Source organism: Mycolicibacterium sp. Y3 (assembly GCF_051188035.1).
GTDB classification, from domain to species: domain Bacteria; phylum Actinomycetota; class Actinomycetes; order Mycobacteriales; family Mycobacteriaceae; genus Mycobacterium; species Mycobacterium fluoranthenivorans.
This window is the reverse complement of the sequence record NZ_JAVQLT010000003.1, coordinates 114492-139267: the sequence shown is the minus strand read 5'-3', so window position 1 is coordinate 139267 and position 24776 is coordinate 114492. Positions and strand designations below refer to the sequence as shown.

Sequence of the window (24776 nt, the reverse complement as noted above, 5' to 3'; positions counted from 1 at the left end):
AGGTGGCCAGTGAAGTGAAGCTCGAGTTGTCCGGCGCGCCGGTGCAGTCGCCGGCCTTGCAGCGGGTCGAGGTGGCCACCATCATGCGGTTCGCCGGTGTCCTGGCTTGCGTCGACGGTCAGCCGATCGTGTCCGCCGAGCTGGATAGCGTGGAGGCCGCGCGCCGGCTGCACGCCATGATCAAGGATCTCTACGAGCCCAGGGTGATGCTGCGGGTGAAGCCGGGTCGCACCGTCGTCTCGGCGTCGAAGGTGCGTCAGTACCGACGTCGCTGCCATGAGGTGCAGATCCGCCACGGTGTGGAGGAGTTCGCCCGCCGGGTCGGTCTGGTTGATCGAGGTGGGCAGCGTATGCGGGGTCTCCCGCCGTCTGTTGTCGCCGGGGACCGGGACGCCATGCGAGCGGTGTGGCGAGGGGCGTTCCTGGCCTGCGGGGAGCTGAGTCGGCCGGGGCGGGCCCGGGCGTTGCAGGTGAAGGCGCCGGCGCTGGAGGCCGCCATCGCGCTGGCCGGTGCCGCGCGACGCCTGGGTGTTGTGGCGAAGGTGCGCGAGGTGCGGGGCGCGGTGCTGGTGGTGGTATCCGATGACGATGGGGTCGCGGCGCTGCTCGCGGCGACGGGAGCCGTGGAGTCGCAGGCGCGGTGGGTGGCACGGTGTGCGCGATATCAGGTCACGCCCGCCGGGCGTGCGGCCCGCGGATTTCAGGAGCAGAGCACTCACCGTGCGGCGGTGGCTGCGGCGACGTCGGCGGCGCGGGTGGCGCGTGCGCTGGAGATCTTGGGTGATGGCGCTCCGGAGGATCTTGTCGAGGCGGGGCGGCTGCGTCTGGAGCATCGGTCGGTGACGTTGGAGGAGTTGGGGCGGTTGGCGGTGCCGGCCTTGTCCAAGGATGCGATGGCGGGGCGGATCCGGCGGTTGTTGGAGAAGGCGGATCGTCACGCGTATGCGCATGGGCTTGCCGACACCCATGCGGTGGTGGCGTTGCAGACAGGCGCATAGCCCACCGGACCGTGTTGCATTCTGCTAGCATTGTGCGACATGGGAACGGTGTACCTGCGCAACGTGCCAGCCGACGTGATCGAACGCCTGGAACGGCTCGCCGCCCGCGAGCGCGTCTCGGTGAACACCTACGCGACGCGGGAGTTGGCTGAAGCGACACGTCGCGCCGACAACGCCGACCTCCTGGCCGCATTACCCGACCTCAGCGTGGACACCGCCGACATCGTTGCCGCGGTCGACGAAGGACGTTCGGGAAGGTGATCATCGTGGACGCCTCCGCTGCGCTGGCCGGGCTGCTCAATGCCGGGCAGGCACGCAAGGTCTTGGCCGGCGACCGGGTGTGGGCCCCGGACGTGATCGACGTCGAGGTGGTCAACGGCTTGCGCCGCTGCCTGGCGCTCGGGCAACTCGACGCGAAGACGGCGCAGGCGACGGTGAACGCCTGGCGTGGCCTCGGGGTCCGGCGCGTCAGCGAGCTGGGACTGCTCCCGCGGGTGTGGGAACTGCGCGAGGTCCTCGACGCCGGCGCGGCCAGCTACGTCGCGCTGGCCGAAGCGCTGGACTGCACGGTCGTGACCGCCGACGCCGCACTCGGCGCCGCAGCAGGAATCCAATGCCCAGTGATGGTCGTAGCGAACTGAAGAGAGGTGAAATGAATTGCTGAACATAATGCAACGCAACGTGATTCGCGGCTATCTCGATGAGGGGATGAGCCCCGAAGAGATCGCCGACTACCTGGGGCGAGTCAACGACCTGGGCCCGCTGGAGGTGGTCACCATCCGCTCGGCCGCCTACGACATGCTCAACGAGCAGACGCTGGCCGGGTCGGCCGCGAGCGGAAAACCGATGCTGACGCTGATCAGCGGCGGCGCTGCCTAGCTGTGCTGTCTCATGAGATTGGTTACGCGGTAGGGCCTTCGACGAGAGCTGTTCGGGCGGGCGGGGGCTGGTGGGGGCAAAAGAGCGAACGAGTGTGTCGCACCTCGGTGGGAAGATGGAAGATATGAAGGGTTCAGACCGCGCACCGCTACGTGAGCGAGCAATTCGAGTCGCGGCGGCTGTCGCTGTGTTGGAGCTTCTCGTCTGGTTGGTGTTGGCGATGATGAAGCTCATCGATTTACTCGGGGCGTCTGCTGGGCAGGTCGACACGTGGGATGTGCTGCTCTGGGTGTGCGTCCTAGGCGCGCTGGTCGCCGCCACCGTGATCGCTTGGCACATTTACGACCAGGGCTCCGATGGTGCGCGGCGTGTCGGTTCGTTAATCACAGATACGGCCGGTGGAAAGATCCTCAGCGGCGTGGCCGCCACTGTGCTCGCCGCCGGCGGACTAATGTGCGCGGTCGCCGCCGACGGATGGGGTTCGCGGGGATGGTTCATCGCGGTGACGGTGCTGTGGGCGGCCGTGAGTGTGCGTTGGTTAAGGAACGGTTGGCGGCAATGTGCTTCGCATCGCGAGCCCTCACGCCATGGCCCTGGCATCGAACGCATTCCGGAATAGGTACCGCGCCGGAGGTACCACGCGCCGTCGCCGAGCAGGACCCTGGGAGTGCCCGCCGAGACGATGACGTCACCGCGTAACCAATCTCATGAGACAGCACACCTAGCCACCACCAAGAAGCAGCGAAGCGGAAGCGGGGAAACGCGTTGAGTAAGGCCGTAGTGCTGGGTTCGGATTACCTCACCCTGATGAAGCGCGCCGATCTCGTCCTGAATGCGCTAACGCCTAGCAGCATGCCCGTTCTGCTCGATGCGCTCACCGCGCACGCCGCCCAGTCGCTCAAGATCGTCGAGCCGCGATATCTGCTCAACGAGGACTGGCGGGCGTACGCCCGCGGCGAGGTCGACGAACCCTCGGAGCGGCTCGCCTACACCGCGCAGCTCCTGGACACCACACCGGCAGAGATGGCGGAGCGGTGGCGGACACACAACGTCGAGGACGAGACGGACTTCCACTCGACCCGGGCAATCTACTTCGGCCAGGTGCTTGCCAGCGGCAGTGTGCAGACCAGGCACACGATCTTCTGCACTGAGGAGATGACAGCACTTGTCCGCAGCGCTGCCACGGCGCAGGTTGCAGAGAGCGCGCTGTCGTTGGCGGACCTGCCGAGCCCGGCTGGTGTGGCGTTCCTGCATGACCGGTCCGAGCCCTTGTTGTTGCGGTGGGTGACGACGTCCGAGGGCATGGTGTCGGCCAATCTTGCTGAGGTGGAGGGACTTCGGCGCATCGTGTCCGATCGGTTCACTGATCCGGACATGCATGTACCGCAGCCTTTCGAGCAGGCCAGGCTGAGCCCACCGATGACCGATCAGCCGCCGAGTCCTGTCGAGGTGTTCAAGCCGTTCGGCGACGGGCAGTACACGAAGATCAAGCCGGACAATGCGATGAACACCTTGTTTGCGCTCAGTCATCTGGCGCGACAGGCGAAGCTGGCCAGCGCCGAGGTGCAGACGGTGCGATCGCCGGGAAAGGATCGGCGCGGTCGTCGCCGCACCCGCACCGACTCGATCACCTACCTGAGCTACAACGCCACCGAGCATCACGGGCGCCGGCATGAAGACGGCCCCAGCCGGTCCTACTCGCACCGGTGGGTGGTCCGCGGGCACTGGCGACGCCAGTGGTACCCCAGCCTCAATCGGCACGTGCCAATCTGGATCACCGACTACATCGCGGGCCCGGCCGACCTGCCGATCGAGCACCGCGACAAAGTGACGATCGCCCGCCCGCCGGCTGCTGACGAAGCTGACGCCGAATGAGGTCCTGAACAGCGGCGATGGCATGGCCCCTAGCCGGAGTGGCGACCGGCGAGTGAAGAGGTGAAGCCGCCGGACCTGGTCGGATGGCTGGGCCCAGTCCGTGCGCCCGAACCGTGGCTTGGGCGGCCCACAATTGAGCCATGGTGGGCCAGATGCCTCGCCGGGAGGGAGGCGACATGCCCAGTGACGACACGACGCCCGTGTACGGAATGCCGTTGGAGCAAGTGCTGATTCACGTCTGGTTCGACGGATTCACCTCCGGCGCGTCCACGGGCTGCAACCTGTTCCTGCCGGCGGACGCCGCCGACGCGAAGGCCGACGACCTGGTCGCCGCCGCGGTCGGCTCGCCCGAGCTCCAGGCGCAGGTGCAGATGCAGGTTCGTGAACGCATGACGGAGCTGATGCAACAGGTCATGGCCAAGGGACCGCTACCCGGTGTCACCAAGGCCGACATCCGCGCCGCGGCCGACAAGAACGGGCCGAACTGATGGCGCGTCTGATGGAGGTGGCGCACACCGCCCAGTTGGTGCGGGACCGCGCCAAGACGGTGACCCGACGCGCGGGCTGGCGCATGCTGCGGCCCGGAGACCAGCTCACCTTGTGTCCGAAGGTGCGCGGCCGGCGCCCGGGCGAGGAGCTGGAGCGGATCGTCACGGTCGACGTCGTCTCGGTGACGCGCGAACGCCTCGGCGCAATCACGGCTGCCGACGTCGTCGCCGAGGGCTTTCCGGAGATGACCGTGGCCGAGTTCGTAGAGTTCTTCTGCGCCACCCACAAAGGCGTCACCGCGGACGACGAAGTGACCCGCATCCAGTGGCAGTATCCGCGGATCTGCCGCGGCTGTGCATGCACCGAATACGCCGCCTGCGACACGCTTTCCGGGCCGTGCGCGTGGACGGTCACCTTCGACGACAACACCGGTATCTGCACGGCCTGCCCTGCGCCGGGACGCTCGGCAACGGCCGGTACACGGCAATGAGTCAATGCCGGGCCGAGCTGTGCCCCATGTGGGCCGGCGAGGGATGCTCCTGTGACCTCTTCGGCCTCGATCGCGACGATCTACCGACCGACGGCACGTTCACCGTCGTGTTGCCCCCCGAGATCGATTAGCGGCCGTCAGTCGAAGTATTCGGTCAAGATTTCGTCCACGCGGGTGAGGTCGACGAGATCGGCAAGGATGTTCGCCCCCGACAAAAGGGTCGTCTCGTCGACGTGCTTGTCGCCGCTGAGTTCGGCGAAGATCTGACGCGTAGTGGCGTGCTTCAGGATGGCGTGCATGCCGGCGTCATGTCGGGTGCGCAAGAGAAGCGGCTCCTGGCCGGCGTCCTGCTGGCCGGTTAGATATGTGCGGGCCAGGTCGGTTAACCGGATTGCGTGGCTGATGAGGAAGTCTTCAAACGGCTGTTCGTTGAGCGGCGCATGGCTGCCTTCATCGATGGTGCGCGGCACGGGGCACCCCCAGTTATCCAGGACCAGCCCGATGATGGTTCCGACATCGTCGGAGTCGGGGTCGATGTGCGGTCCTGTTGCCCAGGTGAGGATTTCGTTCGGGTCGAATTCATGCTGAGCCGAGACGGTCTGCAAAACTGCGTAGAGGTCGACGGCGATCGTGGCCTCGTCTGCCAGCAGTTCTGTGCGCGGTATGAGTAGCCGATTGGTGGTGGATGAACGCAGTTGGTGCGGGTTATGGGAAGCGCCGGTAACGAACGACGCGGCGGCGAATTGAGCTGCTGCGAGCGAAGGAAACGCGGTGTCGGTGGAGTAGAAGGTGTCGAAGCTGTCCGTGGGGTCGCCGGTGCCGACGTGTCCGCGGGCGGTGACCTGCTCAAGGGCAGGTGTGCCGGACGGTCCGAAGAGCTGCCATTGACCTGAGGCGGCTTCGGTGGTCACGATGGCCCTGAGCGGGGTCGGCGCACCAGGGATGGTGTGGGTTGCCTGCCATTGGTTGTCGGTCTCTTGGTGCCAGTCGAGGACAAGAGCCGTGTACTCGCTGGTGTGCAGGAAGGCGTCGCCGATTTGAGCCAGGTGTACTGCGATCGCGCACCGCAGGGCTTCGATTGTGGTGTCGTCCCACCGTGCCGTTGGTCCAGTGAGCGTGTTCAGTGTTGCCGAGGCAAGAGTGGTCAGGGCGGCGTAATCGTCGTCGCTGGGCCCGTCATCGACGTCCGGGTAACCGGTGTCTTCGAGTTCAGCGGCGGCTGAGATGTTTCGGCGCCTTCGGATGAGGGTTGTCTCGATCCCGTGGAGTGCAGTGTCGGATGTCATCCTGAATTCGACCGCAGCGGAACGAAGTTCGCGATCTGAGAGGCTTTCGAGCGTCTGGCTGATCTCGGAGTGGGCCGCGATGATGTGGGGGGATATGGGTGGCGTAACCCTGAGGCCGGTGCTCGTTGTGGCGTCGAAGAGATCGCAGGTGGTGAGGACTGCGCCGACTGGCACGTGGGTTTGTAACGTATCGAGTGTGTGACGGACGAGCTTCTGGCCGAGGGGTCCCGATACGGGCGGCAGGCCTGCGAAGGCAATCAGTGCGGCCGGCAGGCCGGCCTGATTGGTGCGGAGGGCGGCGGCAGCTCGACTCCACCGCATGTCGTGGTGGCCATGGTCTGCCAGTGCGCCCCCGATTCGGCGCTTGGCAACGTTGTATGGCACGTTGTCGTGCTGCGCACGGGCGCGGATCGCCTTCTTGCGGTTGCGGTCACGGGTCATGATGACGTCCTTCCGCGCGTCCTGACTGTGGCCCGCGTCCTCGGCCAGGCGTGCGCAATGAAGGTGGCGTGAGGTGACCTTTTGCACGATTCAAGAGAACCTGGTCCCAGGTGTTTCGCGGCTAACGCGGGTCGCCACGATCAGGGAGGCGGGCAAGTGCAAGTTGCCACTATCCGAGATGCTAACACCGCTGGTGGTGGCTGTGTCGGATATCGAGACCCCGAGTGGATCGATGTCGTGGGCGCTTCGTCCGACGCCGTGGGGACGTGGGTTCTAGGTCCGCTGTTGGAGCCGCAGACGGAGCGAGTCCGGTTTGAGAGTCAGGGTCTCTGAGACCTTGAGGGTATAGCCGGGTTCGGGTTGCAGGTCGAATTGGTGCAGGACGGCGGCCAGGGTCAGCATGATTTCGTGGAGTGCGAACTGGCGGCCGATGCATGCCCGTGCGCCAACGCCGAAGGGCTTGTAGACGTGTGGGGGCAGCTTGCGGATGTTGTCGGTGAGGAACCGGTCTGGGCGGAACTGGTCGGCGTCTGGTCCCCAGGTGTGGGGGTCGCGGTGAGCGGCGAGGAGGAGAACGAAAACCCAGTCCCCCTTGGCGAAGTGGTACTTGCCGTCACCGATGGTGGTGTCGGTCTTGGCTTGGCGGAAGTAGCCGGGGGCCACGGGCCACAGTCGTAGGGTTTCGTCGACGATGCGGCGCAGGTAGCGCAGCGGGGCAACGTCGTCGAAGGCGATGTCGGGGATGGTGCGCTCGGGCCAGCGTTGATCGATTTCGGCGCGGGCGGCCTCGGCTATGTCGGGGTTCTGGGCTAAGAAGTGCAGAGCGAAGCTGATGGCGTTGGCGGAGGTCTCGCTGCCGGCGACGAGCAGAGTCAGGATCTGGTTGGTGATGTTGTCGTCGTCGAGGGTCTCGCCGGTCTCGGGGTCCGCTGAGGTGAGCATGGTGTCGAGCATGTCGCCGCCGGCGCGCGGCCCGGCGTGGCGGCGGTCGTTGATGATGGTGGAGATCTGCTCGCGCAGTGATGCCTTATCTTGCAGGTGCTGGCGGCGCTGGGCTTGTCCGAAGAGCTTCTCGTAGAGCGGGATTGCGTCGGTCCGGCGGTTGGCGTATTTGAGCTCGCGCAGGACGGTTGCGATGAAGGGATCGTCGCTGGTGTCTTCGAGCTTGTTGAAGGAGTGGCTGATGGCGGTGCGCGCGACGATTTCGGTGGTCAGCCTGTTGGATTCGGTGGGGATGTCGATCCAGGTGTGGGTGGCGGCGCGGGCGACCCAGGCGTCGACGAGTTCGCGGATGGTGTCGAGCATCGTCGAGTGGTAAGACTCCATGGCGGATTTGGCGAATGCCGGCATGAGGACGTTGTGGGCTTTGCGCCAGTTGGGTTCGTGGTTGTAGGCGGTGAACAGGCCGTCGCCGCCCAGAGGCCGCAGCTTTCTCAGTGAGTGCCCGACGTGCTTTTCCCAGACTGTTTCGTCGTTGACGTCATCGATCAGACCGGGGTCGGACAACACGATGACGGGGACATCGAAGATGCGTTGTTCGACGATGCCTCCGCGGGCGACGTTGTCCTTGGCCAGACCTTGGCAGGGTTTGGCGAGGTCGATGGTGAGGAGGTCGCCGATGATCGGCATGCGCCAGCGGGGGTGGGGCAGTGCCGTGGAAGCTTTGTTAGGCATGGCTATTGGCTCATCTCGGTGTCGTGCTGGGCTGGGTGTTGGGTGGCTTGTAGGGCTTGTGGCCACCACCGGGCCAGGCGCAGCAGTTCGGCGGTTTCGTCTTCGAGGTTGGTTGACCGGGACTTGAGGATGACGGAGGAGTCGACGGGCACCGGTTGGGCGCCGACGGACTTTGCGTGAACAGCGGTGGCCAGTTGCAGGGCGGCCAGGGCGGGTTCGCGCCGGGCCGCCGGGATCGAGAAGTGATGCATGAAGTGGTCGGCATCGGCGGTGGGGATGTCGTGAAAGTAGGCGCGCAGCTGCAGGATCGCGTCACGGATTTGGATGGTGGTTTGGTGGAGGTCCAGGGACGATTTCTGACGGCGGGGATTGGGGTTGCGCAGTTCGAAGGCACTGGCCGGGACGGCTTGGGTCATGGTGGTGCGCAGGGGTTGTAGTCGGCGCCAGTGACGGCTGGTGGCATCGAGGCCGACGCGCGCGGCAAGGGCCCTGGCGGCCGGCACCGCAGCGAGCGCACTGACTGCAGTGGTTTCCCAGAAGATGTTGGAGCCGTGCAGATTGAGGCGGAAGTCGATGGTGTGAAACCAGCCGAGTTGTTCGAAGGCGGCCAGGATGACGGCGTCGACGCTGGTGCTGCCGACGGCGACGCCGACGGCGATGCCGCCGAGTGCGATGAGTCGCTCGCGGGGTTTGGCTGCGGGGCGCAGCAGCTCGTTGATCACCATGTGAAGCAGCTTGTAGGCCAAGGCGATGAAGATGCTGGTGAGCAGCGCCCAGGCCAGAACGCTGTACCAGCCGCCGAACTCTTCGAGGGTGCGGCCGGCGCGGCGGGCCGGCGTGGCGGCAAGGACGAAGCCGATCGCCAGGAGGGTGGCGACGGCGCGATGGTGGCGGTGCCGGCGGCGGGTCTGGTCGGGGGACAGTCGGGACCACAGGGAGATGAACCCCATGAATTCGGCGGCGGCGAAGATCATGACTGCCAGTGAGAGTTGTTGTGCGGCAGTGATGGAGAGGATGCCGTGGTTGGCGAGGAGGTTTTCGATGGCGCGTTCGCGTAGCAGGTTGGAGCCGACCATGAGGGCCAGGGTGTTGTTGAAGTAGGTTTCGTATTGGCTGCTGTTGAAGAAGGCATAGCGGGTGATGACGACGGACACCATGAACACCAGCAGTGGCCAGGTGAGGTAGGCCGGGACGGTCGTGGTCACCGCGATCGGAAGAACACGCTGCGCATCATCGACTGGCGGTCGGCACGTTCGGCGGCGGCGATCATGAGGATGCTGGCGAACATTTCGGCGTCGCGTTCCTGGTCGCTGGCGAAGTCTGTGCGGCCTAGGACTGCGTTGACGGCGGCGGGGTCGATATCCGGTAATACCTTTTGGCACATCTCAATTTCACCGTCACGGTCAGCGCCGAAGGCGCGGGTGCGTCCGTGGCCGAGCATCATGTGTCCGATTTCGTGGCAAACGATTTGATCGATGTGATAATCGGACGTGCCGATCTCATGCAGGATGAGGTCGTCGTCGTCGCGAGTGAGCCACAGGCCGCAGGGGCTGTCAGCCAGGGCGGCGGTGTCGGTGGGAATCAACGTAATGGGGCGGCCGCGCATCTCGGCGATGTTCTGGATGAACAGATCCCGGTCCCAGGGGACAGGTATGGGTAGCTCGCGAGCCATCGCGAGCATGTCTTCATTCGAGATCGCCATTTAGGGCTCCTTGCCCCCGGTTACGTCTACAGGCGGCAATTGCTCGAGTTGCCGCGCATGATCGACCATAGCTCGCAGGCTGCTGATGGCTTGGGGGGTGAGTCCGCTGGCGCGCATGGCGAGGTCGCGGACGCCGGCGTCGCGTAGGGCGGCCAGCAGGTTGAGCTGCTCGTCGATCTTGGGGTCGATGCCTGGGTCGATCAGGTAGGAGGGGGTGACGCCGAAGAATTCGGCGATCGCGCGTAGATGGGCGACGGTGGGGTTGTTCTTCATGCCTTGGCGGAGTTGCCAGAGGTAGGCCGCGCTGATGGATACGCCGGTTTGGCGGGTGATGGCCTCGGCGGCCGCGGCGTTGGACAGCGGTGGTTGTGAGGGCTTGCGCATGGTCTCGAAGAGCTTGTTGAGCTTGATCGACAGCTCGGAGGGTTGCGCGGTGTCGGGCGTCGATTCGTTCAAAGTACTCTCGTTTCACGTGTCGGGCCCGGTCGTGTACTGATGTTACTACAGGGCTCCTTCCCGGTATTTATGCAGGTAGATGGGCTGCGTCGGGGTCTGCCGGGTGGGATTGGACGGGCGTCAAGCACGTAATAAGCCTGCCATATTTACGTGGGTATACGTTGCATGTCAGAAAATTTACGGTTATAAACGACGGCATGGTCAGTAAGTCGCCGCACCCATCACTGGCAGCAGCAGCCGCGTCGCAGCGCGAGACCAGGGTGATCGGGACGTGCATTCCGCTCCCCACGGCCGACTCTGACCTCGCCTTGGTGCGCGGCTACTCCCGCGACTTGAAGATCGCGTGCGATGAACTGCACGACGATCCCCTCAACGCCGATGCTCGCGCTCAATTGGTCCGACTGATCCTGCAGGACAGCAAGAAGGCCGACGCGGCCAAGGAGCGGTTGCAGGGCCACCGGGTGCCCACTGTGCGCCGCCCGTAGAAAGCCGAGCTCGCCGGTCCGGAGAGCATTGTGATCGCCGACGGCAGCTTCATGAAACGCCACCATCGCAGCAGTTGGGATGTCGTGGTCGTCGTCAACGCCAGCTTCGATGAAGCCTTGTGGGAATCATCCGTGACGCAGCACAATTCGGTGGGGTGGGGCGGCCGAGCAGAGGTACGCCCAGCGTTATCACGCCACATCGCACATATGCATTGACGACGTCAACCCGCTACAGGTCGCCGATTCCGTGATCGACAATGACGATCCGACCCACCCGCGGCTGCGCCAGGGCTTGGCGAGATAGGCCTGCTGCGGGGATTCTCCAACGGGCTGATTTCGTGAAATAAAGCCCCGGCGACTTAACCTCCGGGAAGGTCAGCGGTCCACGCGGGGCTAACGCGGTCAAGGTTACGCGTGGCGGTTTGCCCGACGCAACCACGCGGGTGGTGGTCGGGGACGTGGCATCGCCGCTGGTGCGACGGTGTGACTCGTCCAGGCAACGTGCCTAATAGTCACCGTAGGCGGGAAAAAACTGGCATCACTGTCCGAAACTTGCAGGCAGCGAGCCCGCGATGGCGCGAAATCGGGAGTTACGATTTGCAGCAATTCCAGGAGAGGATTGCCGATGCCAAACCCCCCGTCCAGCGTGATCTCGGCGGCCACGCTGTCAACCCGCCAACCGCGGCGGGGCGCCCATGTCGCCGACCTCGGCGTACGAGCGATCACCATTCAGCAGCCGTGGGCGTGGGCGATCGTGGCGGCCGGCAAGAACGTGGAAAACCGCTCGCAGGCATGGAGTTTCAGGGGTCCGTTGCTCATCCACGCCGGGGCGCGGTGGTCTCAGCGAGGCGATGAGTCGCCGTTGATCCACCAGGCCGCCCACGGCCGCTCGCTGGCAGGCGCCCTGGACATGTCCGCCGTCATCGGGACCGCGGTCCTCGTCGACTGCCATCTCGACGCCGGGTGCTGCAAGCCGTGGGGGGAATCGTCCTACGTCGAACACGGCGGCCGGCAGCGACGGCGCGTAGTTCATTTAGTGCTCGAAGACCGCACACCGCTGGCAGAGCCCATCCCGATTCCGGGCGCGCTCGGGCTCTGGATCCCGCCCGTCGACGTCGTCGAGCGCGCCGGGGTGGCGCGGTGAACGCCGGTGGAGTCGATACCGCGGTCATGTCGCCAGCGGACCGATTCGGCATTGGGCCAGGCCGGCATCGCCGCCACGCGGTGGACCTGCTGGAGGCCGCGCCACTGATCGACGCGGGCCGGCGCAGGGGGCGGATGGCCCGCGCCGCCGAGTTGCACGGGGTGTGCGGAGAGCGGGTCATGCTGGCCCGCAAATGGGGGCGCTACGACTACGCCAACCCGCACTTGAGTACGCGCCGCTGTGAGCGGTGCAGCTGGATCGTCGCCCTACACCTGGGCACCGTGGAAGACGAAATAGCCTCCTACGCGCCAGAGCCCGTGGAGCGCGGTTTGATCGCGAGCACCGGGCACGATCCCGATCTGTTGACCACGATCGTGCGGGCCGTCCTGGCCGCCCACGACGGTGAAGTGTCCGACCGGCTTGAGCCCGCCGTGGTGTCCGAGCTACTAGCCCACATCAGCCGGCACCGCCCGGTTGGGGTGATCTGCGAGGGCTGCTGGGACGGCGGAATCCAGGACACACACGGCGTCGGGGTGACGCACTGCCCTGAGGCCATCGTGGCGTGCTGGGCGTGCACATTCATTGCCGGTTCGTGGGCCGGCGAGTTCGAAGACACCATCGGATCGTGCGAGTGCATCGTGCGTTCCCCGTGTTCGGTACTGACCGCCGTGGCGGCGCATCACAACATCGACATCACCAGTGCGACAGGAGAAACGCGATGATCAACGCTGACGCAATGCGGTCCGAGGCGAGGTCGGCGCCAGCAGATGCGGACACGCCCCGATCGGCGGTAGTGGGTGTGCTGGCCGCGCCCGGGCGGCGACGGCAGGCTCGGTGCAGCTGCGGCTGGGACGGGCCGCGGCGGTGGCTGCTGCCGAAGGCGGCTGCCGTCGACGCCCTGACACACGCCCGGACCCAGGGGTGTGTTCCGGCCTACCCGCTGGTGCAGGCCGCCGACGAGCCCGCGACGTGGCGGCCCGATGACGGGGTGCTGTGATGGGGGCCCGCAGCAAGATCGAATGGACCAACTCGACGTGGCCGGTGGTCACCGGGTGCACCCCGATCTCGCCGGGATGCGACAACTGCTACGCCGCCCGGCATGCTCGCCGATTCGCGGGAACCAAGGCGTGGCCCAACGGTTTCGATGTCACGTTGTGGCCGGAGCGGCTCGATCAGCCGATGCGCTGGCGGGCGCCGCGCAAGGTGTTCGTGTGTTCCACCGGTGACCTGTTCCACGACAAGGTGCCCGATGAGTACATCGCGCACGTGTTCGCGGTGATGCAGAGCTGCGCCACCCACACGTTCCAGGTGTTGACCAAACGGCACGGTCGGATGCGCTCTCTGCTCAACAGTGATCAGTTCTGGTCGGCGGTGACCGATTTCGGTGAGCACGTCATGGCGCAGCGGCCGTCGCGTCAGCAGTACTGGCCCAATCACGGCCAATTGCACGGGTTTCTGCCGAACGTGTGGCTCGGTGTCAGCGTGGAGAGTCAGTACTGGGCCGACAGGCGGATCCCGGCGCTGCTGGACACCCCGGCCGCCGTGCGCTACCTCTCGATGGAGCCGTTGCTCGAATACGTTGCGTTGCGTCGCGCGCTGCGCAAATGGACGCCGCCGCAGGATCATCCGGCCTGGGACGGGCAACGTCTGCGCGTGCGGGAAGTGCTGCACTGGGTCATCGCCGGGGGCGAATCAGGCCCGCAGGCGCGCCCCTTGCATCCGGACTGGGTGCGCGGAATCCGCGACGAATGCGTGCGAGCAGACATCGCGTTCTACTTCAAGCAGTTCGGTGAGTACCTGCCCGTCGCGGTCACCGATGACGAGGACTTCCGGTTCGGCCGCGCCTATGACCATCCCCTGGGAGGCCGGTGCTCGCCGGTGATCCGCGTGCCCGCGCCGGGGGCCACCACCCTGCGGGGCGGGCAGGAGCGGTTGCTGGAGGTGGGCGAGCGCACCACCAACACCGTGCTGCTCGACCGCGACACGATCGCGGTCCGCGTCGGGAAGCGGCGCGCCGGCCGAGTCCTGGACGGGTGGACCTGGGATCAATACCCGCCCGCGGTGACGGAAACGGCCGCCCGCGGCGGTACTAACCAGGTAGGAGCATCCCCCACAGCTCAGGAGGCACGGTCATGACCACAGACACACTCACCAATGCCGCGCGGTCGCAGCAGCGCCTGTACTACCAGGCCGAGCCGATGACGCCGGTGACCATGGCAGTCGGGCAGCGGGTCAGGCTCGACGCCGAGCGGGGGTGGTGGACGGTACGGGCGGTGGCCGGTGAGGACGTCGTCGTGCTCACCCGGCAGGCGCCGTTTCGGCGGCGCGGCGCCTTGGAGTACGCCGTGCTCGATTGGCGGGCGGGTGTGCGTGGCCCAGTCAATGTGATCGGACAAGGCTGGGACGTCACCACCGACGAGCAGTGCCAGGAGCTGGCCGACCTCGTCCAGGCCGGGAAATGGTCGGTCTCTGTGCGTAATTGGCTTCCGATCGCCGTGACCGACGTGAAGTAGGACCAAGATGCCCTCCACGCGTGACACCTCGACGATGACGGCTACCGATCTGCTGGGGCGGCTCCGTCGCCACTACATCGAGCCGTCCCGGCGCCTGCCGGGCGGGATCTTCGTCCCCGAGGTCGGGATGAACGGCGGGTACGGGGCGGGGCGCCGGTGTGACGCCGTGTACGTCGGGTTCACCACCACCAGTGGGCGTCAGCTGATTGGCCACGAGATCAAGGTGTCGCGCTCGGACTGGGTGGCCGAGATGGGCCGCAAGAACGGCAAAGCCGATGCATGGGCAGATGAGTGCCACCAGTGGTGGTTGGTCGTCTCCGATCCCGCCATCGTGCGCGACGGTGAACTCCCCGCCGGCTGGGGCCTGATGTCGCCGGGCCGCTCGGTGACCCGGATGAACGTGCATCACCCAGCGGTGGCCAAGGCCGATCACCAGCCGTCCTGGGATGCGGTGCGATCGGTGTTCGCCCGCTACGACACGTTGCGTGCTGAAGCCGTGGACGCCGAGACGGCCGTCGCGCGGGCCAAAGCTCAGCAGGAGGCCCAGAAGGAAGCCGCCGCGACGCTGGCGCGGCGCATCGCCGAGCTGCCCGATGTGACCGAGCTTCAGCGTCAGCTCGCGCTCGTCCGTGAGGCGCTGGGCGGTGCGCCGATCGACTGGAGCTCCGCGGACAAGCCGCCCCGGCACGGGGCGATCGGTTTGCAGGCGCTGCGCGAAATCGCCGGAATGGTCACCGCGCACGGGAACCTCGCCCGGGTGGCATACCGCATTACCGAGGGCTACGCGAATCCCGCTGAGGCTGCGCGCAAGGCGATCACCGACCTGTCGGACGCCCTCGACGGCGTGGCAGCTGCAGGAGCGGCGGTACGCGAAGACAGCTGTGCGGCAGTGGATGTCAAGCAATCAGCGTAGAAAGGGGTGCGTCGTGACGCAGGCTGTTGCGCGGCGGAGCTGCCGCGAGATGGCGATCACTATGGACGACGGTGTGGTCCTGGCGGTACGGGACATCGGGGGACCGGGTGCGGTGCACACCGTGGTGTTCCTGCACGGACTGTGCCTGTCGCAAGGATGCTGGGCCCGCCAAATCGATTATCTGACAGACCGATACGGGTCGACGGTGCGGATCATCAGCTATGACCACCGGGGCCATGGCCGCTCCGGGCAGGCACCGATGAACACCTATCGCATCGAGCGGCTGGCCAAGGACCTGGCCGCCGTGCTGGCCGGCCTTCACGTCGAGGGCCCGGTGACGTTGGTGGGGCACAGCATGGGCGGGATGACCGCGCTGGGCTATCTCGGCCTGGATCAGCGGCCCGTCGAGCCCACGGGATTGGTGCTCGTCGCCACCGCGGCCGGCAAGCTTTGTCACCGCGGGCTTGGCAGGATGTTGGGGACCCCGGCGACCGCGGCGCTGTTCGGTGTGGTCAACCGCGCCCCCGATCTCGCGCTCAAAGCGATGGTGGGGCCGCTGTGTGCGGCGCTCGGTCGGTGCCGGCGCGGGGCGTCGGCGGCGACGATCGCCGCGGTGGCCGCCGACGCGCTGGCGGCTGTCTCGGTGGCCACCGCTGTCGGGTTCCTGCCGGCGCTGCGCGATTACGACCAGTACCCGATGCTGGCCGGCATCCGGGCCCGCACGGTGGTGCTCTCCGGTGGCGCTGATTCGCTGACGCCGGCCGCGCACGGGCGCGACCTCGCCGCAGCGATCCCCGGCGCCGAACACGTCGAGATCCCCGCCGCCGGACACATGCTTCCGCTGGAGGCCCCCCAGGTCGTACATCAGGCCATCCGGCGCGCCATCGCCATCGAGACCACCGCGGAGCGTACCGCCGGCAGACAGCCGGCCGTCCCGGCGGTGGCAGGGGTGGCGTCGTGACCGTCTACGTCGACGACGCGCGGATCCCGGCGAAAGTGGGTCGACTCGACTCGACGTGGTCACATCTGTTCGCCGACACCACAGAGGAGCTGCATGCCTTCGCGCTGCGATTGGGGTTGCGGCGCAGTTGGTTTCAGGACCCCGTGAAGACCGGTAAGCCGAAGGCACGGCCGGGAAGCCGGGCGTCGCACAACTGGCACTACGACGTGACCGAAGGAAAGCGCCGCCAGGCGATCGCCCTGGGCGCGGTCGAGGTGAGCTGGCGGCAGGCCGCGGCCATCATCGACGCCCGCTACCGCGCCGAGCTGCAGACCGGCGTGCAGGAGACCCTGCTGTGAGCGTCGCCGACCTGCACGACAGCAGCGAGGCAGGAGCGTTCGAGGCGTGGCGCGATGGTCTGGTGTCGCCGCGGGCGATCACCGCGGCCCTGGACATGCGGGCGCTCTACGGTCCTGAGGTCGACCGCGCGTGCGGGGTCGAGGAGCCTGCGGTCGATCAGTGGGAAGCCGGACAGCTGTATCCGAGCTGGGAGCAGCTGCAGGCGTTGTCGCGGCTGACCGGCTTCGCGGTCGACTTCTTCACCCGCGCCCATGACGTCGAGGTCGCCGGCGGGTTCCTGTGTCAGCGCGGCGGCCGTGGGCGCGGGTGTCGTCCGCTATCGGCGCCACGAGGGCCGAAGCAGTTTTCCCGAGAGGTGGTCGCGGCGACCGCGGGGACCCGTTGGCACGTCGTCACACTCTTCTGATCTGCGGGAACGACACGTCCCCAGGAATCCAACAAGGAACGGAGACAAATGAAATGAGCTACGAGATTCGGTGGGATAACTTCACCCGCCAGGGCCACGATGACGACAAGGCCAGGGTTGCCCTCGCTGAAGTCTTCGCACACATACGCGGACGCACCAGCCCCGACGATATCGACGTCGCGCAAGCCGTCCACGCCGTCAATGCACTCAATAACGCTGGTGCAACTATCATCTGGCCGAAAGACGTGACCGCGCTGCTGTCCATTTCCGACGATCTACCCGCGAAGACATCCACGATCCGATACGGATACCCACAAGGCTCGACGTGGGAGGCAACCGTGCCACTAAACGATCGCAGATACTTGAATCTTGGCGAAGCGATAGACGGCATTCTGGGCGATCAGCCCACTGGCGCTTTGGGACAGACAAAAGGCGGGAAGGAACACGGGATGCCGGCACAGTCCGAAGACGATGATGACGTTCTTGTTCCTGTTGAAGCAGAGTTCTTCCGCGTAGCTGATGCAGCTCGCGACGGCAACGACCCGATCGCTCCTGTATCGATCATGGCCGCCCAGCCTGGCGATCTCGTCGTACATGCCGGAGCACAGGTGGGCATCTACGTCGGCGGCGGCAAGATGCGCCGTCAGGCGGACGGTCAGAACTAGCGGCCCTACACGTCAGCGGTACGTCGAAGAGGCCCGTACGTGTAACCAATGTCATGAAACACCCGAGCTAGGGGAGTTATTGGCGCGAACGGATACGGGAGATCAACATGTCAATCGAGTCGGTGCTCGCCGGGCACGGTGACCCCATTGTGCTGGTGGCGCTGGGTGCCATCGGCATGTTCGTCGCCCTCGCGCTGTTGCGGTTCGTTCGGCGCGTCCGGCGGATGATCTGGACTGCGGCAGTATTGGCGGCAGCCAGTGGCGCCGGCGCCAGCGGCGGCTGGGCTGTCCTCGACGCCTTGAAGATCAAGCACTAACAGTACCGAGGGGAGTTCGCATGGGTATCGACTGGTTCGCCCGCAGCAGCGGCGGCCCGGGTGGCGCTGAAAGCCCGAGGTCGCCGATGGGCTCTGCTGCGCCCCTGCCGCGGCGGGTGCTGGTGCGCGAACTCGCCGACTACGTGACCTACCACGGCCGTCGGGCCCAGTTCGGCGATGTCACGGGCACCATTTCCGGCCTGGTCGCCACCACCGCCCTCGCGCTGACCGTCGAGGGGCAGGGTGTACCGAGGCCCGGCCCCACCAAGCTAGTCCTCATCGACGACTCCGGGCAGACTCACCACTTCGAGTTCGGCGCCCACGACTTCGTGACCTTGCTCGACTGAGGGACGTGTCATCGCGCCTGATAGAAGGCCTGCGGCCCGCGCGCGGCCGCCGCTGGCGGCGTCGTCGACGCCGCCCTGGCGTCGGCTCAGGCGGTGCCTCGTCAGGAACAGGCACTGACGTATCAGCGGCGGTGTCATCTTCTTGTCTCGGGCCATCAGAGATCCCTGCCGATCACGCGGCGTGGGACGGTTGACAATCGTGCGTGGGCACGATGAAAATAAAACAGTCCTCCTAGGACATTGATTGGCTGGAAGCCGGGCGGCGCCCCGGCTTTCAGCATTTCTGAGCGGCTTATGCCGCGGGAACTGCCGTTACTTCGCTGGCGCTACGGTGTCGCTGCACCTCCCGACTTCGACACGGGCACAACGGGCTTGCTTCCGCGGAGTCTCTGTAGACGCGTCACGCCCGGATCCACGCTGACTCAATGCCAGCTTCAGGAGTTCACCGCCAGCCTGCGACAACGTGATGCCGGCGGAGTCCGCATACGTGTAGACGGCTTCGGCGAGTGCCGGCGGCAGGCCGAACTCGACGACAGACAGGCAGCGATGGGGACGTGTCATCGCCGCTGGTAGCACACCCTGCGGTAGATCAATCTTGAGCTGAGGTGACGGAAAACGCGCTGTGCGTCGGTACTTCATAGGTGTACCTGCCAAAGACACCTGAAGGAGGCGCACGGTGTGCCGATCGACCCAACATGGTGGCCGGCGTTGCCCCGGCTGCGGAAGCTATGGCGCCGCGGCCAAAGCGAACGGCAATCGACGGCTGGGCAGGCTGGCCCGCAAGAAAGTGGTCGATCACCTCACCGAACAAGGCCTGGTCGCCACCGCCAAGGCGATCCTTGCCGCGCCCCCAAGCGTCCTACCGGAATTCATGAAGGCGATGGGCATCGAGGAGTCGGTGCTCGGTGACACCCCCATGCCCAGCACCCACGCCAACCCGCCCTCGGCGGGGCTGCTGATCGCCGCGGCCAAGGCCGAGCAGGCCGCACTGGCCGGCCCGCAGATCTCCCCGGAGGAGCACGCCCTGGAGCAGGCGCAGGAGGCGCTCGCCGCGGCGGAGAAGGCCGTCGACGACGGCCGCAAGGCCGTGCAGCGGGCCCAGGCGCGCCGCCGCAAGCTGGTCAAGGAGTTCGGCTCGGCTGAAGGGGACTCGCTGACGATCGAGCAGATCACGCAGCTCGCGCAAGCCGGTGAGGAGATCGACGCGGCCAAGGCCGCCTATGAGCAGGCCAAGCTCGCGGTCCCGATGGCAGCCGATGACGTGGTGGCCGCGAAGTACGGGGTGGCCACCACGCTGCCTGCTGAGGAGCGCGACGCGTACTGTGCCAACCTCAGTGCCGAGGACGTCGATGCGTTGGCGCGGTCGTTGAACCGGTCTGTGGCGGCCGAGGCTGCCGGGGCGCTGGATGGGGGGCCGCAGCCGGCGCTGTTGGCCGGGGTGGTGCGCGACACCTCCGTCTACACCGCCGGCAAGTTCCTGATGGAGACCGGATCGGGGGCCGTCGAGGTCGAGGGGCGTCTGCTCGACGGCGGGACGGCGATCCACCGCCGCGGGTCCGGCGACTTCCTGATCCTGCAGAAGCGCGATGGGGTGTATCACGGCGTGGCCGCTGCCGGCGGGAAGTCCGCGGCGCTGAACAAGGCCAACCGTATGCCCATGATGGAGGAGCTGCCCCCGCTCGCGGAGGGCGCCACTGACACCGAGGCTCAGGCCCACCACATCAAGTCTCAGGTGCTGATGCAGCTGGCAGGCCAAGCCGCAGAACATCATTGGAACGGCGAGCAGCACCAGAAGTTCATCGACGACAAGATGGGTGAAGCCCGCGACAAGCTCGTCGACGCCGTGGGGGCCGGGCCGGTGCGCGCCGACATTTACGACGCGACTAAGCGGCACAAGAAGCTGGTGCGTGAGAAGGCGGCCGTGGCCGCCGGCGAGGCCGCCCGCGCCGAGGCGCTGGCGGCCGGTAAGGGAGCCGCGGCCGCGCAGGAAGCCTACGCGGCGGCGCACCGGCGCGCGTTGGGCACGCTGACCCGTGGTGGCGGGGTCATCCCGCACTTCGATCACAAGATCCCGCCGGGGAGTCTCGGTGCTGACAAACATAAAGCGTTGTGGCGCAGTGGTATTCGTGCGTGGGGCAAGGAGACGGCTGATGACTATGCGGTGATCGGCCAGAGGGCGGGCAACCTCAAGGCGTGGGGTTTCAACACCAGCGGCCCCGGGGTGAAGACGTCGAGCATCAGCGACCTGACGACGGCGAATGCGGCCTTCGTGCAGAAGGCGCTCGACAGCAAGGAGCGTTCGGCGTTGACGACGTACACCGGCGGTAGTTACACCTCGATCAACGCCGCGATCTGCGGGCGTGACGGTGCTACGCCGTCGGGGTCGATCAAGACGGTGGTGTCGGGGATCGAGTCGGCGTTCGACAAGTTTCGCGAGAACAACCCGAACATGTCGCCGATGACGGTGGTGCGCGGGACGAAGGTGCCCAGCGGGTGGAAGGGAACTCCGGCTGAGTACATCGACGCGGTGTTCAGTGTTGGTGCGCGCATGGAGGTGGGGAAGGTGACCAGCACGACCACCAAGCAGTCCACGGCCTCGGCGTTCGCCGGGCATCCGCCGTACTACATGGTCGTGCGCACCCGGGAGGGGTTGCCGGTCAAGAGCATTTCCAATTTCTCTGGTGAGGACGAGGTGATTCTGCCGATGGGTTCGCATCTGAGGTGCGTGCATGTCGAGCACAACGGCATCGCCGGTAAGCCGACGGTCTACCTGGTCGGCGAGGATTTGGTGGCTGAAGCCGAAGACACCGGTGTCGGCGGCTGGAAGAAGGCCGGCTGAGGATGATGATCAACGGTCATGCTGAACTGGGGCAATAGCATGTCCCCGTGCCGGTGCCGGCCGGCAGCGGGTGGGCAGGGAAAGGGGCCGACATGGCGTTGACCAGAGCGCAGATCGACGAGATCCAACAGCGACTGGATGAGGGCATGACCCCGGAGGCGATCGCCGATTCCATCGGCCGGATGGCCGACCTGGATGAGCTCGACATCGTGACGATCCGCTCCACTGCCTACGACCTGATCAACGGGGAGCCGGTTCGCGCGGTCGATGACTAACCAGGGGTGAACGTGCCGGGTGGACGTGTCGTCCAGGCTGCTCAAAAGGGGTGCGCGGAGCGTGTGATGCGCCAGAACCCGGGATTGATTTGGTGGGCAAGCTCGGCAAGGTCGTCGACGAAGCCATCTGCGTTGGGTCCCTCGACGCGCACGGTCAGGTAGTCGCCGCCTCCGTGGATGGACGTGGTGGCGGCCCCTGGCCGTGACGTCCACGCTGCGGCGGTGAGGGTGTTGATGCGGGCGAGCTCGTCCTCGGTTTCGGGGTCGCCGGTGGCGATCGACAGGTGGCGCACGCCACGGGTGAGGTCTTCGGCTTCGGCCACCAGCGAGGCCGCCGCCAGCTGTTCGAGCAAGCCAATGCAGTCGTCGTGGGGCTCACCGGTGGGAGGGGCGTCCTCATTGCTGCGGTGAGGTTCGTCGCTCATCGTCTCTCACCTCCGCTGTGTTCAGTGGTAGCTGGAATCTTGCCCGGAGCAGGGTCGGCGGTCGGTGCGGCGCGCCGGTTGGAGCTGCACATTCCTCCATCACGTCCGGATCCGTGGAAAAACTACGAATGCCGCCTATATAACGGCTTTGACATGGGCTAATAGGCGCCTGCGATGGCATCTGAGACATACTAAAAGTTACCAAGGGTGGTGAACTTTCCGGAATTGGGTTAGTCTGGCCGTGCCAAAGACACCTTCACCGGAAGGGGAACCATGTTTCGACGTACTCCGGCCCAACCGATTGCGGGGGCCTTCTGATGTGCCGCTCCCTCAAGGACGGAACCCGTCGCCGCTGCGCCAGCTGCACCAGCTATCCGGCCGCCGCCCGCGCCAACGGCAACCGCCGACAGAGCCGCCTTGCGCGGCGCAAGATCGTCGACCACCTCAACGGCCTCGGCCTGGTCGACACCGCCAGCGCGGTCCTGGCCGCACCGCCGAGCATGCTGGCCCCGTTCATGGCGGCACTGGACATCGACCCGGCAGTCCTGGGTGACGTGCCGATGCCGGGAACCGGCCCCAACGGCAGCGACGCCACCGCACTCATCCAGCAAGCCACATCCGAACGGGCGCAACAGCTTGCGCGCGCACAGGCCACTGCAGCTGCGGCCGCCCCCGCGGCGGCGAACGTGCCGAACTGCCGAACCAACATCGCGGTGATCACCGACTGGGAGGACCGGGTCGAGAGTGTCTTTGCTGCCGGCGGCAACAAGGCCCAGTGCCGGGTCGCCTGCGCCGAGGCTGAAATGCTCTGCAAGGGATGCCCGCTGATGGAATCCTGCGCTCAGGAAGCCAAGGCCAGCCACTACACAGGGGTTGCCGGAGGCCGCATTTTCGTCAACGGTCGGCACCGGTTGACCCCGTCGAGCCCGACTAGGATCGTCGCATAACTGCACGTCTGTGACGTGTTGGTGTTCCGTGGCGACGTAGAGGGCTGGGGTAAGCGATGACAGCAGGGGTCGGACTTAAACCACTCGACGTGTTCGTGCTGGGGTTGAGGTACCTGCGCAACAGTCAGACCGATGAGGCGCGCCAGGCGTTCAGCCAAGCCGTCGAGGCCGATCCCACCATGTGCGATGCCTGGTTGGGCAGGCTTGCTACCGGGGAGAATTCCTTGGATGTGGCTGCCGGCGCCTACCGGTCGGTGTCCAACCTCGGGGCCGCACTCAAGTCCGCGCAGATGACCGTCGCGGACTTGAAGGTCATGACGTCGATGACGCTGGGATCGTTCGCGCTGCGCATGCCAACCCACACCCGCATGCACGTGGCGATCGCCTACGCCGCCGCGCTGGCCGAGGCGCGGCAGCCGCAGCTGGCCAAGGCCGACGAGGTCATCACTCGAGAAGCCCGGCAGCCGAATCTGTCGACGCTGGATTCGGACCTGCTCGACTATGTGCGGCTGGGGCTGCTGGGCTTGGCGCGGCGCTGGCCTGACGTGCTCAGCTTCGAAGGCAAGCAGCAGTGGCGCTCGCAGGACAATCCCGAATTCGTCAAACTGCTCGACGCCGGCATGCTGGTGTGGAAGGTGTGGGCGCTGGTCGGTACCGGCAACCCCGCAGAAGCGCAGCGGTACGCCGAAAGTGGTTTGTCCAGCGGCGGTTTAACCAACGATGTCCATGCCAAGCTGCGTTTGGGGCGGGGCTACGCGATGCGCGCGCAGGGCCAGCGCGATGAGGCCATGCAGGCATTCAAGGAGCTGCAGGCCTGGATGAACCTGCCCGAGGTTCAGGCAGCGATCGACGATCCGGAGAAGACGATCGAGATCGTTACCGCATCCTCGTTGGCGACCAGGACCGATGTGTGGGATCCAGAATCGGGTACCTCGGCCGCGGCGCTGGAGACTGAGGCACGAGAGCGGCGGCGCGACATCGTGCGTGCCGAGGCAATGGCGTTGCTGGACAAGCAGATCGGCATGAACGCGGTCAAGGAACAGATGAAACGGCTGGAGTCCAAGGCGGTGATGGATCTCAAGCGCGCCGAGCTGGGCATCGCCAAGAAGGACGTCGGTGCGGCCTACATCTTCACCGGCCCTCCGGGCACCGGTAAGACGACGCTGGCGCGCATCCTGGCGCAGCTGCTGTTCGGTCTCGGCGTGATTGCGCGACCCGAGGTGGTGGAGGCATCGCGGCCCCAGTTGGTCGACACGTACCTGGGCAAGACGGCACAAAAAACCAACGCGGTCATCGACAAGGCGTTGGGTGGGTTGCTGCTCCTCGACGAGGTGTATTCGTTGATTCAACGTGGCTATTCCGACGGCGACGCCTACGGGCAGGAGGCCGTGGACACGCTGCTGACCCGGCTGGAGAACGAGCGCAAGACCGAGGATCCAAACAAGAAGCTCGTCGTAGTGATCGCTGGTTACGAAGCTGACGTGAACCGGTTCCTGACGTCCAACGAGGGTCTGGCGTCACGGTTCACCACCCGGATCCACTTCGAGTCCTACACGCCCGAGGATCTGGTACAGATCGCCGATCTCATGGCCAGTTCGGAGAATGCGCTCTACTCGGCAGCGGCTCAGGACCTGTTGCTGCGCCAACTGAAGACCCTGGCCACGATGCAGGTCGACGACGTCGACTCCGCCGGTAATCCGCGGGTGGTGTCGGGAATCGACAAGGCCGGCAACGCGCGCTTCGTACGCAACGTGACCGAGAAGGCCACCGAGATCCGCGACTACCGACTCAACACCAGCACGGGCCTGGATCTGTCGGTTAAGGAAGTGCTCGTCACGATCGATGAGAGTGACGTGGCCGAGGCGTTCCGCGAAGTCTGCTCCACACAAGGGGTTCCGTTTCATGAGTAG

General features: G+C 66.1%; 31 protein-coding genes. 25 read left to right on the top strand and 6 right to left on the bottom strand.

Features of this window, described 5'->3' with window-relative positions:
- Positions 1 to 2 precede the first annotated feature (2 nt).
- The 8 genes from whiA to QN239_RS33045 all read left to right on the top strand — a co-directional run bounded on the left by whiA (position 3) and on the right by QN239_RS33045 (position 4731).
- Positions 3 to 998, top strand: a complete 996-nt coding sequence (gene whiA / locus QN239_RS33080; protein ID WP_499017525.1) for a DNA-binding protein WhiA — start codon at positions 3 to 5, stop codon at positions 996 to 998.
- Between the two features lie 39 nt (positions 999 to 1037).
- Complete coding sequence (locus QN239_RS33075) at positions 1038 to 1259, top strand: antitoxin (protein ID WP_499017523.1); 222 nt, start codon at positions 1038 to 1040, stop codon at positions 1257 to 1259.
- A 5-nt stretch (positions 1260 to 1264) separates the two neighbouring features.
- Positions 1265 to 1639, top strand: a complete 375-nt coding sequence (locus QN239_RS33070; RefSeq protein WP_499017522.1) for a type II toxin-antitoxin system VapC family toxin — start codon at positions 1265 to 1267, stop codon at positions 1637 to 1639.
- 28 nt (positions 1640 to 1667) lie between these two features.
- Complete coding sequence (locus QN239_RS33065) at positions 1668 to 1877, top strand: cytochrome c-type biogenesis protein (protein WP_499017521.1); 210 nt, start codon at positions 1668 to 1670, stop codon at positions 1875 to 1877.
- A 115-nt stretch (positions 1878 to 1992) separates the two neighbouring features.
- Positions 1993 to 2496, top strand: a complete 504-nt coding sequence (locus QN239_RS33060) for a hypothetical protein (protein ID WP_499017520.1) — start codon at positions 1993 to 1995, stop codon at positions 2494 to 2496.
- A 146-nt stretch (positions 2497 to 2642) separates the two neighbouring features.
- A complete protein-coding gene (locus QN239_RS33055; protein ID WP_499017518.1) occupies positions 2643 to 3752 on the top strand; it encodes a hypothetical protein in 1110 nt (369 codons plus the stop codon).
- Between the two features lie 176 nt (positions 3753 to 3928).
- Positions 3929 to 4240 carry a hypothetical protein gene (locus tag QN239_RS33050; protein ID WP_499017517.1) on the top strand — a complete coding sequence of 104 codons (312 nt, stop codon included), beginning with the start codon at positions 3929 to 3931 and terminating at the stop codon, positions 4238 to 4240.
- Positions 4240 to 4731 carry an ASCH domain-containing protein gene (locus QN239_RS33045; RefSeq protein ID WP_499017515.1) on the top strand — a complete coding sequence of 164 codons (492 nt, stop codon included), beginning with the start codon at positions 4240 to 4242 and terminating at the stop codon, positions 4729 to 4731. Before QN239_RS33050 ends, QN239_RS33045 begins: the two co-directional genes overlap by 1 nt.
- A 137-nt stretch (positions 4732 to 4868) precedes the next feature.
- Here the strand turns inward: QN239_RS33045 and QN239_RS33040 are convergent, their stop codons facing one another.
- From QN239_RS33040 to QN239_RS33020, 5 genes are all read right to left on the bottom strand, one after another.
- The gene (locus tag QN239_RS33040) at positions 4869 to 6545 is read right to left on the bottom strand and encodes a hypothetical protein (RefSeq protein ID WP_499017513.1); all 1677 of its coding nucleotides are present in this window, start codon (positions 6543 to 6545) and stop codon (positions 4869 to 4871) included.
- Between the two features lie 186 nt (positions 6546 to 6731).
- Positions 6732 to 8132, bottom strand: a complete 1401-nt coding sequence (locus QN239_RS33035) for a cytochrome P450 (RefSeq protein ID WP_499017511.1) — start codon at positions 8130 to 8132, stop codon at positions 6732 to 6734.
- A 2-nt stretch (positions 8133 to 8134) separates the two neighbouring features.
- Positions 8135 to 9337, bottom strand: coding sequence for a DUF6545 domain-containing protein (locus QN239_RS33030; protein WP_499017510.1), 1203 nt, complete (start codon positions 9335 to 9337; stop codon positions 8135 to 8137).
- Positions 9334 to 9834, bottom strand: coding sequence for a hypothetical protein (locus QN239_RS33025; protein WP_499017509.1), 501 nt, complete (start codon positions 9832 to 9834; stop codon positions 9334 to 9336). The genes QN239_RS33030 and QN239_RS33025 overlap by 4 nt, the downstream gene beginning before the upstream one ends.
- Positions 9835 to 10290, bottom strand: a complete 456-nt coding sequence (locus QN239_RS33020; RefSeq protein ID WP_499017507.1) for a helix-turn-helix domain-containing protein — start codon at positions 10288 to 10290, stop codon at positions 9835 to 9837. It lies immediately after the preceding gene.
- A gap of 197 nt (positions 10291 to 10487) precedes the next feature.
- On the opposite strand from QN239_RS33020, the gene QN239_RS33015 reads away from it, so the two are divergent.
- The 15 genes from QN239_RS33015 (at position 10488) to QN239_RS32945 (ending at position 21494) form a co-directional block, all read left to right on the top strand.
- Positions 10488 to 10775, top strand: a complete 288-nt coding sequence (locus QN239_RS33015) for a hypothetical protein (protein WP_499017506.1) — start codon at positions 10488 to 10490, stop codon at positions 10773 to 10775.
- A 625-nt stretch (positions 10776 to 11400) separates the two neighbouring features.
- Positions 11401 to 11919 (top strand): ASCH domain-containing protein, encoded by a 519-nt coding sequence (locus QN239_RS33010; RefSeq protein ID WP_499017505.1) that lies wholly within the window; start codon positions 11401 to 11403, stop codon positions 11917 to 11919.
- The gene (locus QN239_RS33005; protein WP_499017504.1) at positions 11916 to 12641 is read left to right on the top strand and encodes a hypothetical protein; all 726 of its coding nucleotides are present in this window, start codon (positions 11916 to 11918) and stop codon (positions 12639 to 12641) included. The genes QN239_RS33010 and QN239_RS33005 overlap by 4 nt, the downstream gene beginning before the upstream one ends.
- Positions 12638 to 12916 (top strand): hypothetical protein, encoded by a 279-nt coding sequence (locus tag QN239_RS33000; protein ID WP_499017503.1) that lies wholly within the window; start codon positions 12638 to 12640, stop codon positions 12914 to 12916. The genes QN239_RS33005 and QN239_RS33000 overlap by 4 nt, the downstream gene beginning before the upstream one ends.
- Positions 12916 to 14055, top strand: coding sequence for a DUF5131 family protein (locus QN239_RS32995; protein WP_499017501.1), 1140 nt, complete (start codon positions 12916 to 12918; stop codon positions 14053 to 14055). The genes QN239_RS33000 and QN239_RS32995 overlap by 1 nt, the downstream gene beginning before the upstream one ends.
- Entirely contained in the window at positions 14052 to 14432 is a 381-nt protein-coding gene (locus QN239_RS32990; protein WP_499017500.1) for a hypothetical protein, read from the top strand. The genes QN239_RS32995 and QN239_RS32990 overlap by 4 nt, the downstream gene beginning before the upstream one ends.
- A gap of 7 nt (positions 14433 to 14439) precedes the next feature.
- Complete coding sequence (locus QN239_RS32985; RefSeq protein ID WP_499017498.1) at positions 14440 to 15345, top strand: hypothetical protein; 906 nt, start codon at positions 14440 to 14442, stop codon at positions 15343 to 15345.
- A 49-nt stretch (positions 15346 to 15394) separates the two neighbouring features.
- Positions 15395 to 16306, top strand: coding sequence for an alpha/beta fold hydrolase (locus tag QN239_RS32980; protein WP_499017496.1), 912 nt, complete (start codon positions 15395 to 15397; stop codon positions 16304 to 16306).
- Complete coding sequence (locus tag QN239_RS32975) at positions 16303 to 16644, top strand: DUF4031 domain-containing protein (RefSeq protein WP_499017495.1); 342 nt, start codon at positions 16303 to 16305, stop codon at positions 16642 to 16644. Before QN239_RS32980 ends, QN239_RS32975 begins: the two co-directional genes overlap by 4 nt.
- A complete protein-coding gene (locus QN239_RS32970) occupies positions 16641 to 17051 on the top strand; it encodes a helix-turn-helix domain-containing protein (protein ID WP_499017494.1) in 411 nt (136 codons plus the stop codon). Before QN239_RS32975 ends, QN239_RS32970 begins: the two co-directional genes overlap by 4 nt.
- Positions 17052 to 17104: 53 nt before the next feature.
- Entirely contained in the window at positions 17105 to 17716 is a 612-nt protein-coding gene (locus QN239_RS32965) for a hypothetical protein (protein WP_499017492.1), read from the top strand.
- A 107-nt stretch (positions 17717 to 17823) separates the two neighbouring features.
- Positions 17824 to 18033: a hypothetical protein gene (locus QN239_RS32960; RefSeq protein WP_499017490.1), complete on the top strand. Its 210-nt coding sequence runs from the start codon at positions 17824 to 17826 to the stop codon at positions 18031 to 18033.
- Between the two features lie 20 nt (positions 18034 to 18053).
- Positions 18054 to 18380, top strand: a complete 327-nt coding sequence (locus tag QN239_RS32955; RefSeq protein ID WP_499017488.1) for a hypothetical protein — start codon at positions 18054 to 18056, stop codon at positions 18378 to 18380.
- A gap of 676 nt (positions 18381 to 19056) precedes the next feature.
- Complete coding sequence (locus tag QN239_RS32950) at positions 19057 to 21219, top strand: ADP-ribosyltransferase (protein WP_499017486.1); 2163 nt, start codon at positions 19057 to 19059, stop codon at positions 21217 to 21219.
- A gap of 92 nt (positions 21220 to 21311) precedes the next feature.
- Entirely contained in the window at positions 21312 to 21494 is a 183-nt protein-coding gene (locus QN239_RS32945; RefSeq protein WP_499017484.1) for a helix-turn-helix domain-containing protein, read from the top strand.
- A 41-nt stretch (positions 21495 to 21535) separates the two neighbouring features.
- Here QN239_RS32945 and QN239_RS32940 read toward each other — a convergent pair whose 3' ends face one another.
- Positions 21536 to 21919: a hypothetical protein gene (locus QN239_RS32940; RefSeq protein WP_499017483.1), complete on the bottom strand. Its 384-nt coding sequence runs from the start codon at positions 21917 to 21919 to the stop codon at positions 21536 to 21538.
- A gap of 317 nt (positions 21920 to 22236) precedes the next feature.
- On the opposite strand from QN239_RS32940, the gene QN239_RS32935 reads away from it, so the two are divergent.
- Positions 22237 to 22866, top strand: a complete 630-nt coding sequence (locus QN239_RS32935; RefSeq protein WP_499017482.1) for a hypothetical protein — start codon at positions 22237 to 22239, stop codon at positions 22864 to 22866.
- Positions 22867 to 22922: 56 nt separating this feature from the next.
- Entirely contained in the window at positions 22923 to 24776 is a 1854-nt protein-coding gene (locus QN239_RS32930) for an AAA family ATPase (RefSeq protein ID WP_499017481.1), read from the top strand.